The 12,317-nt window shown below is 54.0% G+C and carries 14 protein-coding genes; 3 read left to right on the forward strand and 11 right to left on the reverse strand.

Going from position 1 to position 12,317, the window contains the following annotated elements; translation table 11 throughout:
* Positions 1–158: 158 nt before the first annotated feature.
* The gene (locus H511_RS0114710; protein WP_027252991.1) at positions 159–644 is read right to left on the reverse strand and encodes an NfeD family protein; all 486 of its coding nucleotides are present in this window, start codon (positions 642–644) and stop codon (positions 159–161) included.
* A complete protein-coding gene (locus H511_RS23510; protein ID WP_051288211.1) occupies positions 644–1,627 on the reverse strand; it encodes an SPFH domain-containing protein in 984 nt (327 codons plus the stop codon). Before H511_RS23510 ends, H511_RS0114710 begins: the two co-directional genes overlap by 1 nt.
* A 303-nt stretch (positions 1,628–1,930) precedes the next feature.
* On the opposite strand from H511_RS23510, the gene trhP reads away from it, so the two are divergent.
* The gene (gene trhP, locus H511_RS0114720; protein WP_027252992.1) at positions 1,931–3,304 is read left to right on the forward strand and encodes a prephenate-dependent tRNA uridine(34) hydroxylase TrhP; all 1,374 of its coding nucleotides are present in this window, start codon (positions 1,931–1,933) and stop codon (positions 3,302–3,304) included.
* A gap of 51 nt (positions 3,305–3,355) precedes the next feature.
* Here trhP and H511_RS24675 read toward each other — a convergent pair whose 3' ends face one another.
* A complete protein-coding gene (locus H511_RS24675; protein WP_155804892.1) occupies positions 3,356–3,529 on the reverse strand; it encodes a hypothetical protein in 174 nt (57 codons plus the stop codon).
* A 361-nt stretch (positions 3,530–3,890) separates the two neighbouring features.
* On the opposite strand from H511_RS24675, the gene H511_RS0114725 reads away from it, so the two are divergent.
* Complete coding sequence (locus H511_RS0114725) at positions 3,891–4,145, forward strand: YfhL family 4Fe-4S dicluster ferredoxin (protein WP_027252993.1); 255 nt, start codon at positions 3,891–3,893, stop codon at positions 4,143–4,145.
* A 5-nt stretch (positions 4,146–4,150) separates the two neighbouring features.
* Here H511_RS0114725 and mepA read toward each other — a convergent pair whose 3' ends face one another.
* The 5 genes from mepA to H511_RS24155 form a co-directional block, all read right to left on the reverse strand.
* Entirely contained in the window at positions 4,151–5,140 is a 990-nt protein-coding gene (gene mepA, locus H511_RS23515) for a penicillin-insensitive murein endopeptidase (RefSeq protein ID WP_338091550.1), read from the reverse strand.
* 378 nt (positions 5,141–5,518) lie between these two features.
* Positions 5,519–5,980: a prepilin-type N-terminal cleavage/methylation domain-containing protein gene (locus H511_RS24150; RefSeq protein ID WP_051288214.1), complete on the reverse strand. Its 462-nt coding sequence runs from the start codon at positions 5,978–5,980 to the stop codon at positions 5,519–5,521.
* Positions 5,970–6,521 (reverse strand): hypothetical protein, encoded by a 552-nt coding sequence (locus H511_RS0114740; RefSeq protein ID WP_027252994.1) that lies wholly within the window; start codon positions 6,519–6,521, stop codon positions 5,970–5,972. Before H511_RS0114740 ends, H511_RS24150 begins: the two co-directional genes overlap by 11 nt.
* Positions 6,521–7,111 (reverse strand): ferredoxin reductase domain-containing protein, encoded by a 591-nt coding sequence (locus tag H511_RS0114745; RefSeq protein WP_027252995.1) that lies wholly within the window; start codon positions 7,109–7,111, stop codon positions 6,521–6,523. Before H511_RS0114745 ends, H511_RS0114740 begins: the two co-directional genes overlap by 1 nt.
* On the reverse strand, positions 7,098–7,670 hold the full coding sequence (locus H511_RS24155; RefSeq protein ID WP_155804894.1) for a pilus assembly FimT family protein: 573 nt from the start codon (positions 7,668–7,670) through the stop codon (positions 7,098–7,100). The genes H511_RS0114745 and H511_RS24155 overlap by 14 nt, the downstream gene beginning before the upstream one ends.
* A gap of 106 nt (positions 7,671–7,776) precedes the next feature.
* Here H511_RS24155 and H511_RS25120 point away from each other — a divergent pair, with 106 nt between their 5' ends.
* On the forward strand, positions 7,777–8,157 hold the full coding sequence (locus H511_RS25120) for a type IV pilin protein (protein WP_051288218.1): 381 nt from the start codon (positions 7,777–7,779) through the stop codon (positions 8,155–8,157).
* A gap of 79 nt (positions 8,158–8,236) precedes the next feature.
* Here the strand turns inward: H511_RS25120 and dnaJ are convergent, their stop codons facing one another.
* The 3 genes from dnaJ to grpE form a co-directional block, all read right to left on the reverse strand.
* The gene (gene dnaJ / locus H511_RS0114760) at positions 8,237–9,382 is read right to left on the reverse strand and encodes a molecular chaperone DnaJ (RefSeq protein ID WP_027252996.1); all 1,146 of its coding nucleotides are present in this window, start codon (positions 9,380–9,382) and stop codon (positions 8,237–8,239) included.
* Positions 9,383–9,468: 86 nt separating this feature from the next.
* The gene (gene dnaK, locus H511_RS0114765; RefSeq protein ID WP_027252997.1) at positions 9,469–11,382 is read right to left on the reverse strand and encodes a molecular chaperone DnaK; all 1,914 of its coding nucleotides are present in this window, start codon (positions 11,380–11,382) and stop codon (positions 9,469–9,471) included.
* A 216-nt stretch (positions 11,383–11,598) separates the two neighbouring features.
* Complete coding sequence (grpE, locus tag H511_RS0114770) at positions 11,599–12,222, reverse strand: nucleotide exchange factor GrpE (RefSeq protein ID WP_027252998.1); 624 nt, start codon at positions 12,220–12,222, stop codon at positions 11,599–11,601.
* Positions 12,223–12,317 lie beyond the last annotated feature (95 nt).

A 12,317-nucleotide genomic window follows, 5' to 3' on the forward strand; every position in this document is an offset into this window, starting at 1 on the left:
AGGGACGGTATGACAGTGCGCACACGCACAAACTGTGCCCGCGTTACCAACCCCACCCTAACCCTCCCCTTGCCAAGGGGAGGGAATCTTCGTGATTCCAGCACTCTCGGTTCACTCCCTCCCCCTTTTCAAGGAAAGAAATCGCAGCAAGCACTGGCTTAATCGTGATTCACCGGCTTGACAGTAAAGCGGCCGACATCCACCGCCACCACTTCCACTTCCTGCCCTTTTTCCACCGGCTCACCGGTGTAATCGCTGCTGAGTATCAGTTTCCAGCTGATGCCGGAATACTTCACTGTGCCCGGCTGCTCATGGCTGAGTGCGGCATCAAGCCGGAACGTCAGGCCGATAAAATCACTGCTGATATTTTGTTTCGGTTTTTCCGCTTTTTGCGATCGTTTCAGCGGTTTCCACAACAGCAGCGTCAGTACGCCCGCGCCGATACCGCTGACCGCCACCAGGGCAGTCAGGGTTTCCGGCACCACACCCACCAGTGCCAGAATACCGGTCAGGATGGCTGACACGCCAAGGGCCAGCAAAACGATAGTCGACAGCCCCAGCATCCAGACCTCGACGGCCAGCAGGATAAGGCCGATCACTATGGTCAGCTGGGCCGGGCTCAGGCCCAAAAAATCCGCCATCATTACTGTTCCTCTTGTGTTCCGGCCTGTTTAGCCGAATTGCCCTGCTGACGGTTGAGCTGGTGAATAATAGTCATGGCTTCTGCCACTATGTTTGATGCTGAAGAAGAGGCATCAGGCAACAGAACAACAGAGGATTCTTTGGCAATCGCTTCTTTGGCCTGAATGGCTTTACCTGCCAGATCCAGCTGTATCGCCTTCTGCCCTTCTTCGGTAGACGCCACCCGGCCGATAATCGCCAGTGCATCGGCTTCGGCTTTCGAGACCGCCAGAATCGCCTGCGCTTCACCTTCGGCTTTGAGAACCTGCTCGGATCTTTCCGCTTCTGCTGCCAGTACCCGGGCCTGCTTCATACCTTCGGCGATATTGATCTCGCTCTGGCGCTTACCTTCAGATTCCAGGATCACCGCCCGCTTTTCCCGCTCGGCTTTCATCTGGCGCTCCATGGCGTCCAGTACTGAACGTGGCGGCTCAATATCTTTGATTTCATATCGCAGTACCTGAACCCCCCAAGGCAAAGCAGCATCGTTGATGGCAGACACAATGGCCGTATTGAGGTTCTCACGCTCTTCGAACGTCTTATCCAGGTCCATTTTCCCCACTTCGCTGCGCATGGTGGTCTGCGCCAGCTGAGTGACAGAAAAAATATAGTTATCGACGCCATAACTGGCTTTGTAAGGGTCGATCAGCTTGATATAGAGCACCCCGTCAACAATCAGGGAGATGTTATCTTTGGTAATGGCCGACTGGCTCGGCACATCGTACGCCTGCTCTTTCAGAGTCTGCGTATAGGCAACCCGGTCAATCATAGGCACGATAAAATTCAGACCCGCTTCCATGGTCTTGTGGTATTTACCGAATCGTTCAACGACCACAGCGGTATTTTGCGGAACAAATTTGATAGAAGAGCGCAGTATGACAATAACCAGTATTGCCATTACCACCCAAATACTAAACACAGACGAAATGACAGACGCTATATCCATTTTTGATATCCAACTCAATGCAATAAAAATAAACCGTTCATCAGTAAGCGTAAACGGCAAAGACCCCTAATATTCATACAGATAACACAAAGATTATGGAACAAACTTCACATCAACCTGAAATTTCTGTCAGATTTTGTGCCATTAAATACCCTTAACAAGATTCAGGATATTTGCCAGTTCCCCGCCTTCACAGTAAAATTCGCCCTCTGTTTTCCGCCTCCCATGAATTCACTCTTAACAGTGAGCAGGAGTGCGGCCTGATCTGACATCAGACTTTGACCCAAAAGGGAAACCCGAGTTATGTTTAAACCTGAATTGCTATCGCCTGCCGGCAGCCTGAAGAACATGCGCTATGCCTTCGCCTACGGTGCCGATGCCGTGTATGCCGGCCAGCCCCGTTACAGCCTGCGTGTGCGCAACAATGAATTCAACCACGACAACCTGAAAATCGGTATCGACGAAGCCCATGCCCAGGGAAAAAAGTTCTACGTGGTGTGCAACATTCAGCCGCATAACTCCAAGCTTAAAACCTTTATCCGCGATCTGACCCCGATTGTCGACATGGGCCCTGACGCCTTAATCATGTCCGATCCCGGCCTGATCATGATGGTAAGAGAAAGCTTCCCTGACATGCCAATCCACCTGTCGGTGCAAGCCAATGCGGTAAACTGGGCGACGGTAAAGTTCTGGTCAACGCAAGGGATTGAGCGGGTCATTCTATCCCGCGAGCTGTCGCTGGAAGAGATCGAAGAAATCCGTGAAAAATGCCCGCAAACCGAGCTGGAAATCTTTGTTCACGGGGCACTTTGCATGGCCTACTCAGGTCGCTGCCTGCTGTCTGGCTATATGAACAAGCGGGATCCTAATCAGGGCACCTGTACCAATGCCTGCCGCTGGGAATACAAGGCGGAAACCGCCAAAGAAGACGATGCCGGCCAGATTGTAGAAGTGCAGCAAGCCGCTTCCGCGGTACAGATGCAGGACGTCGCGCCCACGCTGGGTGAAGGCAAACCGACCGATCAGGTCATTTTGCTGAGCGAAACCCACAAGCCAGATGAAAAAATGGCGGCGTTTGAAGACGAGCACGGCACCTATATCATGAACTCCAAAGATCTTCGCGCGGTTCAGCATGTTGAGCGCCTGAGCAAAATGGGCGTACATTCGCTGAAAATTGAAGGCCGCACCAAGTCTTTCTACTACTGCGCCCGGACGGCACAGGTGTACCGTAAAGCGATCGATGATGCCGCGGCCGGTAAGCCGTTTGATGAAAGCCTGATGTCGACACTGGAAAGCCTAGCTCACCGCGGGTACACCGAAGGCTTCCTGCGTCGTCATACCCATGATGCTTACCAGAATTACGACTACGGTTACTCTATTTCGGATAACCAGCAGTTCGTGGGCGAATTCACCGGCAAGCGCCGCGGTGCGCTGGCGGAAGTCGAAGTCAGAAATAAATTTCTGGTGGGTGACAGCCTGGAGCTGATGACACCGAACGGCAACGTCACCTTTACCCTGGAGCACATGGAAAACCGTAAATCCGAAATCATTGCAGATGCCAAAGGCAGCGGACATTTCGTGTTTATTCCTGTGCCGGAAGATCTGGCGCTGCCCTTCGCGTTACTGATGCGCAATCTCAATGCCGGTGCAACCACCCGTAACCCTAACGCGGTCTGACCGGCTTCTGTTCGCCACCGTATTGCTGATCCTCTGCAATACGGTGGCAGACTAACTACTCACCGTCACATTGGGAATATCTGAGCATTTGATAGGGATAGTATACCGCACACCCTGCTGTACCATTTCCTGCTGGCATACAGGCTCTGTCGTTACTTCCGTCCATCCCCAACCCAGTAAGATAGAAACAACGATCAACGCTATGGGGTCTAATCGCACCTTCATTTACCACTCCCCCGCATCATCCTGGAACCACAGATCACAATGGCCCTTGATATAATGCACTCAATTTCAACAATAATGTCGGATGCCGCTTTGTCAGCCATGGCATAAAAAACCAACATTGCCAGAACACTATTGATTTGCGGCTGAGGAAGAAACAACGTTAAATCACTGAATTAGCCCGTTATTGGCGATAACACACCCGTTTTCCCCAAGTTATTGGGCGTTCCTGACTTCTGTGCTACACTTTTTGCCGCTTTAACTCCTTTCATTTTTTGGGGAAACATCACAAAGCGCAGTTACCCGGCAATGGATCGCACACCCGCTTTACCCTGTGACAAGAACTTCCTCGGACGTAAACATTATGGCTTTATTGATTACAGACAAATGCATCAACTGTGACATGTGCGATCCCGAATGTCCGAACGATGCCATCAGTATGGGGGCGGAGATCTATGAGATTGATCCTGACCGCTGCACCGAATGCCAGGGCCATTACGACAAACCGACCTGCCAGTCAGTCTGCCCGATCAATAACTGCATTATCCTCGATCCCGCACATGTCGAGACCGAGGAGCAATTGCTTGAGAAGTTTGTGATCTTGCAGGGAATGGCGTAACTGCGTTACTGAGACTGCTCCCTGAGCGCACGCTGCTCTTGGGCGTATTTGTCTCTGTCCGCATCCCGGGCGGGGGCATTCAGCATCGCCATGCAACCCGCAGGCGGAAGCGGTTTCAGCACAGGCCGTTGCTTAACCGGCTTGGCACTGGCCGTTTTCTTTTCCGCAGCAGGTTTGGGTTGCCAGGAAAGCAGTTCTGCCCCGCAGCCATCGCCCGGAGGCGGCGGTAATTGTTCCTTGCATTGCTGGCTTCCCTGCGGGCAATGCAGCCGGACATGAAAATGATAGTAATGGCCCCACCAGGGCCTTACCTTGCGCAGCCAACTGCGATCTGTCCATTGCGCGTCACACAGCTGTTCTTTAATGACAGGGTGGACGAATACGCGCGCCACGTTAGCATCTGACGCCGCCAGCTGAATCAGGTTCGCCTGGCTGGCCGACCAATTGTTTTTGATAATGCGGTATGCCTTGAGATCAACCATAGGTAAAGGTTGCAGCTCAGGCAGGGCCTGCTGAGAGGCCGGTTGGTCTAAGGTCGTCAGCCAGATATCGGCATCCAGCCCGGTCTGATGACTGGCATGCCCTGAGCGAAACCGACCGCCGCGCGGCATGGCGATATCACTGACCAGCAAATTACCCAGCTGCAATTTTTTCGCCTTCGCCGACAACTGCTCCAGAAAAGTAATCATGCTCTCATGACCGTAAAAGCGCCCGCGCTCGGATCTGACCCTCTGATAGCCTTCCCCCTGTGCGGGCAATACTTTGGCGCCGGCCAGACAGCCATTGCTGTAACTGCCGATCGACTGCGGACTGCCTGCCGTCGGGGCACGAAACTGCTCCCAGGGCGTCGCAGCCACCTCTGTGCTCAGGCCCAGTCCGCCACCAAAGCACAGCAGGCAGGCGAGCAAAGCCGCTCGCCTGTCAGCCGCCAGAACAGCATGCCGTACACCACCCAAACACTGCCAGAGGGCTAGTTGACTATTTACGCTCAGCACCGGGCGCCACCTTGTCATAAATTTGCGATCATAGTCACATAAGCATACACCATGGGACTGACTTTATTTGCTGTTCAATATTGAGACTGGCGTGCTGTAGCCGCCTGAGTGTCAGACGCGCCAACCCACCATGTACAGCTTTTCAGCTATCAGCCAGCTCTGTCTTGTACAGCATTTCATGCAAAAGGATCACGGCAAACCAATCAAAGATAACACATTGATATTTAATACATGATCAGCTTGTACAGCTTTTGGAGCATTGCAACCCAAAAGCTCATCCCTGTGTATTCTCCCCTTCTATAACCTTAACGCGTACCGGCAGATTCTGCCCGTCCGCACTGACAGGACTTACCCACAGCAGAAAATTACCGCTGAGACTTAATGCAGGGCAAGCGGCATTCTGCTCTCCAGAGTCACCTGATGCTCCCGGTGCCAGCGATCTTGCCAGCTTGCCTGTACCGTCACCGTTGAGAGGCCACCGGGCTGTGTGTCATGACCAACCACAGTCTGCAAACGGATAGTCACGCTCTGCAAAGCATGCTGCTGGGTGTGCGTAAGCTGTCCCGGCTGAGGATCAGCACGCAGACTTGCTGAGTACAGGCTCTCCAGATGCTGATTCTTCAGGTGCCGGCTCTCCAGGTGCAGTTTCTCTAGCTGCGATTCCGCCAGATTCACCGCAGTGAGCATGACCAGGGCATTATCAGCCTGTATGCTGAGATAGGCATGCAGCTTCATCAGACCGGCCAGACCGACACTGACCAGCAGGAGCGACACCAGCACCTCCACCAGACTGGCCCCCTGCTGTTTGTTCACTGCCGGTTTTAAGACATTACACATCATGCCAGGTCCCGCGCAGCCAGCGGACCTGATAAACCAGCCGCTCTTGCGCTTGCGGCAAGGAGCCCAGAGCCACGCACTCTTGTTCCTGCTCTTTGCTGGCCGATAACGGCTCTGCACCTGAGTTACACACCCTCACCACAGCAATGTGCTGAAGCCTGACTCTGGCCTTGCCGGCCACCCAGGCTTCGGCGCTTACCTGATAGCGGCCGTCCGCCAGAGGCGCAATCTGCACCGCCATATGCCCGTCGCCTTGTGTTGACTGGCAAACGTCTGACCCGCTGTCAGAAAACGCCGGTGGATCAGTACTGACCGGCTGACGCTGATAATGCTCAGCCAGCAGGCCAAGCCCGCAAGCCAGAGCGCCTTCTGCCAGCCAGAATGCCTGACGTGAAAACACGGTATTCTGAGCACGCTTGACCTGATAAAAGCTGGTGCTGTAGCTGGTCAGCACAAACACCATGGCCACAGACAGCGTCAGGCTGCTCATCAGTAAAGTGCTGATGCCTTGCTGGACCCTGACAGCGGCACACTGAGATTTCATCACGGATTCCTGACCCTCAGCGCCATCGTTTCATCAAGCTGCGCTGAGCCGTCCAGCGATGAGACAGAAAGACGGACAGACAACTGCTGGCCCGGGACGCCTTCAGCCTGGTAAGTGTCAGACTGAATCTGCCAGCCGGTCACTGTCATCCAGCGCGAGTCCAGCAGTGCCTGTCCACCCTGACATGCCTGCTCCGGGCTAGAAAAAGTGTCGTGCGACGAACGTACTCTCAACTCACCGTCCTGCCGGTAATAGGCCTTTACCACAGCGCGGCCAGCCAGTTCGTAACGCATCACCAGACAATGTCCGGCCGTAACATGTATTGTGTGCGTCGCCCCCGGCAATAAAAGCGGCATCCCCGGCTCTGCTGTCTGAAAACCGGCCCGACGTACATCCCCCGACAACATGCGCCACGCATCCTGCACGTCCTGAGCCAGGATCAGCTGCAGCGAACGGCTCAGTGCCGCCTGTTTTCCGGCCATCAGCAAATGCACCAGCAAGGACAGCACCATCAGGCTCAAGGCTGTCGCGACCGTCAGCTCTACCAGGCTGAAGCCGCCCTGCCTGCTGAGGGTTTCAGCACCGGGCATAACCGGCCTCCCCGCTCAGAGTGCAGACATAGACTCTGCCGGTGACATTGCTGAAAGTGATCCTGACCTGCGGCTTGTCATCCCGGCCGACAAAAAAGCTGCCTGCGGCGTGGGGGCGTCCTGTCAGACTGTCCACTGTCAGAACATCACTGGCAAAGCTGCGCGACAGCGTCAGGTGCGGAAAATCTGCAGCGGACAGCGGTTTTATTACCGGCTCGCCATCTGCCAGCCTGGCAAGGATTGTCCAGTCATCCGTTACGGGCTGCGACGTCACGGCATGGTGCGGAACGGTCTCTAAACCCATCGACACCTCTTCGCCGCGCATCACAGCTTCCGATTTGGCCTGGACCAGCAACCATTCCAGCTCACTGACCAGACGGTGCAGACGCTGAGTGGCAAAGACCTCCGAAAAGGAAGGCGCGGCCACGGTGGCGATCAGCATAATGACAGACAACACCACTATGGCTTCAATCAGCGTCATCCCTCTGACGCTCGCAACACAATGTAACCGCGTTTGCCTGAATGGCATGTTTTCTGTCGCTGACTCCCAACTTCGCACCTGACCTGCTCCCGAACCTTTTTCACCGCGCAATAGGATGGCAAAACAACAGCAAGATGCAGTTGCGGAATAGCGACTTAGTGACATGAATCGAAAGGAAAAAAAGATGAGGAAATCAAGAAGCCAGCAGGGAGTGACACTGATCGAACTGCTGATTGTCGTTACCATAGCCGGCATACTGGCGATGTCAGCCCTGCCGGCCTATCAGGCACACCAGCAAAAAGCCTATCTGCGTCAGGCCCAGGCCGATCTCATCATGCTGCAGCTCGCCATTGAACAGCAGCGCTCTCAGGGCCAGGCATATCCGGCGCAGTTGTCCGCCGCGCTCTGCCCTGCCTGCCGCTATGACAACCCCTTCTATTCTTACCGGATTGCACTGGAGAGTGGCACATACAGGCTGTGGGCCGAAAGCAAAGATGGCGAGCAGGAATGCGGCTCTATTGCGCTGTTACACAATGGCACCACTGTCCCGCCTGAATGCTGGTAAAGCAGCTGGCGCCAACAGGCACCAGCAGAAACGACAAAGGCCAGCATTATGCTGGCCTTTGATATAAGTGACTCAGAGGTTAACCGGTCAGATCATCAAAGAACTTTTTCACGCCGTCGAAGAAACCTTCCGAGCGCGGCTTGTGCTTTTTGGCATCAGAGCCTGCCAGCGTGTTCTCAAATTCCTGCAGCAGTTCTTTCTGGCGCGTGCTCAGGTTCACCGGTGTTTCAACCACCAGCTTGCAGATCAGATCGCCAACCGCACCGCCACGGACAGACTTCACGCCTTTACCGCGCATACGGAACATACGTCCGGTCTGGGTTTCCGTCGGTACTTTCAGGCTGACACGACCATCGAGTGTCGGGACTTCCACTTCACCGCCCAGTGCCGCCATGGTAAAGCTGACCGGTACTTCACAGTACAGGTTGTTACCGTCACGCTCAAAAATAGCGTGTTTCTGTACGTGCACCTGAACGTAGAGATCCCCGGCTGGCGCACCGAATTCTCCGGCTTCACCTTCACCGGTCAGGCGAATACGATCGCCCGTATCCACACCGGCAGGAATCTTCACCGACAAGGTTTTGGTTTCCTGAACCCGGCCCTGGCCATGACACTTACCGCAAGGATCAGAGATGATCTTGCCGCGGCCATGACAGTGAGGACAGGTTTGCTGTACCGCGAAGAAGCCCTGACGCATCTGCACCTGGCCGGCACCGTGACACGTTCCGCAGGTCGTTGGCGAGGAACCTTTCTTCGCCCCTGACCCTTCACAGGTATCACAGTTTACCAGGGTGGGAACGCGAATTTCCTTGCTGCAGCCGCGTACCGCTTCCTCCAGGGTCAGCTCCATGTTGTAGCGTAAGTCGGCGCCGCGCTGAGCACGGTGCTGACCACCACCACGACGGCCACCGCCACCAAAGATATCGCCGAACACATCGCCAAAGATGTCGCTGAAATCAGCGCCGCCGCCAAAGCCGCCGCCACCGCCCATACCGCCTTGTTCAAAGGCTGCATGGCCATACTGGTCGTAGGCCGCTTTCTTCTGAGGATCGGTCAGAATTTCATAAGCGGTTTTCACTTCTTTGAACTTGTCCGCCGCCGTGTCGTCGCCCGGATTACGGTCCGGGTGGTACTTCATCGCCAGACGTTTGTAGGCCTTTTTGATGTCACGCTCATTGGCGTCACGGCCTACGCCTAACACTTCGTAAAAATCACGTTTTGACATAGTTAAACTGTCACCTGCTTATACAGCTACGGGCGTAAGAGTATCCCCAAACGCCCGTGCCCAAATAAGATTATGAGATCACACTCTTATTTTTTATCGTCTTTTACTTCTTCGAACTCGGCGTCTACAACATCGTCGTCTTTCGACTGAGTCTGCTCACCGCTGTCCGCTTGCTGGGCCTGAGCTTGCTGCTGGGCAATTTCCATCAGCTTCTGAGAAGCCGCGATCAGTGCCTGTACTTTGGCATCAATCGCTTCTTTATCTTCGCCTTTACGTGCTGCTTCCAATTCAGACACCGCGGCTTCGATCTTCTCTTTCTCATCGGCAGGCAGTGCGTCGCCCGCTTCTTCGATTTGCTTACGGGTACCGTGTACCAGCTGGTCAGCCTGGTTACGGGCAGAGACTAACTCTTCGAACTTCTTGTCCGCTTCTTTGTTAGCTTCTGCTTCCTGAACCATTTTCTCGATTTCGTCGTCGCTCAGACCGCCAGATGCCTGGATAGTGATCTTCTGCTCTTTACCTGTGCTCTTGTCTTTCGCAGACACGTGCAGGATACCGTCAGCATCCAGGTCAAAGATAACTTCAATCTGAGGCATACCGCGAGGTGCTGCCTGAATACCTTCCAGGTTGAACTGACCCAGGGACTTGTTAAAGTTCGCCTGCTTACGCTCACCCTGCAGAACATGGATGGTTACCGCGTTCTGGTTGTCTTCTGCTGTCGAGAACACTTGCTCCGCTTTGGTCGGAATCGTGGTGTTCTTCTCGATCAGCTTGGTCATCACACCGCCCATGGTTTCGATACCCAGAGACAGCGGGGTCACGTCCAGCAGCAGAACGTCTTTAACTTCACCGGCCAGTACACCACCCTGAACCGCAGCACCTACGGCAACGGCTTCGTCCGGGTTGACGTCTTTACGTGCTTCTTTGCCGAAGAACTCTGCCACTTTGGCCTGAACCATAGGCATACGCGTCTGACCACCCACCAGGATAACGTCAGTGATTTCGCCTACAGACAGGTCGGCGTCAGCCAGTGCCACTTTCATTGGCTCCAGAGAACGCTGTACCAGATCTTCAACCAGTGACTCCAGCTTGGCACGGGTCACTTTGATGTTCATGTGCTTAGGACCTGTCGCATCTGCAGTGATGTACGGCAGGTTCACGTCAGTCTGCTGAGCAGAAGACAGCTCAATTTTCGCTTTTTCTGCCGCTTCTTTCAGACGCTGCATCGCCAGTGGATCTTTACGCAGATCGATGGCCTGATCTTTCTTGAATTCGTCAACCAGGTAGTTGATCAGACGGTTATCAAAGTCTTCACCACCCAGGTGTGTGTCACCGTTGGTTGCCAGTACTTCAAACGTCTTCTCGCCTTCAACTTCATCAATCTCGATGATAGAGATATCAAAAGTACCACCACCCAGGTCGTATACCGCGATAGTGCGGTCACCGCCTTGCTTGTCCAGGCCATAAGCCAGAGCAGCAGCAGTCGGTTCGTTGATGATACGCTTCACTTCCAGACCCGCGATGCGGCCGGCATCTTTGGTAGCCTGACGCTGAGCATCGTTGAAGTAAGCAGGAACAGTGATTACTGCACCTGTCACTTTCTCGCCCAGGTAGTCTTCAGCGGTTTTCTTCATTTTCTTCAGCACTTCTGCTGAAACCTGAGGCGCGGCCATTTTCTGACCTTTCGCTTCCACCCAAGCATCACCGTTGTCTGCTTTCACAATTTTGAAAGGCATGATTTCGATGTCGCGCTGTACTTCTTCGTCTTCGAAGCGGCGACCGATCAGACGCTTGATTGCATACAGGGTATTTTCTGGGTTTGTCACCGCCTGACGTTTCGCAGGCTGACCGACCAGTGTTTCGCCATCTTGTGTATAAGCGATGATAGAAGGCGTAGTGCGATCACCCTCTGCGTTCTCAATAACGCGTGGCTTATCACCATCCAGTACAGCTACACATGAGTTGGTTGTACCCAAGTCAATACCAATGATTTTACCCATCTGGCTTTCTCCGAAATTCGTTGGTTTACTGGCTTCGTTCTGCGTAATGCAGAATCGAGCATGGGGGCCAAGGCCCTCAATTAATTCAATTACGCTATCGTATGACTACTAAATAAGGCCATCAGAGACCTTTTCAAGGGGCAGGTCGAAAAAAAATGTAAAAAATAAAAACCCACCAGAGTGGGCTTTCATCACTCGGCCTGCCCGTCAGGCACATCAGGCCTGAGTGTCGACATTGCTGCCTGGTGCCGCCTTAGCGACCATCACCATAGCCGGACGAACCACACGGCCGTTCAGCTCATACCCTTTCTGCAGCACCATCATGACGGTGTTAGGCGCATGCTCTGCGCTTTCCTGCATCGACATCGCCTGGTGGAATTCCGGGTTGAACGCTTCACCCATAGGGTTGATGGCTTTCAGACCGAATTTCTCTACCGTGTCCGTCATGGTTTTCAGGGTCAGCTCAACGCCTTCCAGCATTGGCTTTAATGTCTCGTCGGTTTTATCAGCCAGTTCCAGCGCACGCTCCATGTTGTCGATCACAGGCAGCAGTTCACCGGCAAATTTTTCCAGCGCAAACTTACGGGCTTTGTCGATTTCCTGCTCGGTACGACGGCGCATATTTTCAATATCCGCGCGGGCACGCAGTACTGAATCCTGCTGCTCTTTCACTTTGGCTTCACTGACAGCCAGCGCGGCTTCCAGTTCTTCAATACGGGACAGTGCCAACTCGTCCAGCGTCAGCTCTTCCGCGCTGTCTGCAGCCGCTTCAGCGCCTGCTGCTTCCGTCTGCGCCTGCTGCAGTTCTTCTTCGTTCAACACTTCGTCTTTCTTGCTCATGCTTTCGCTACTCCGCTAAGCTCAAAAAGGGTGATATGCATGGCCGGTAGGTTACGCAAGGCGCAACTTGCCGGCCACTATTAAAACGTGATGGG

It is taken from the genome of Photobacterium halotolerans DSM 18316, assembly GCF_000425165.1.
Lineage (GTDB): Bacteria > Pseudomonadota > Gammaproteobacteria > Enterobacterales > Vibrionaceae > Photobacterium > Photobacterium halotolerans.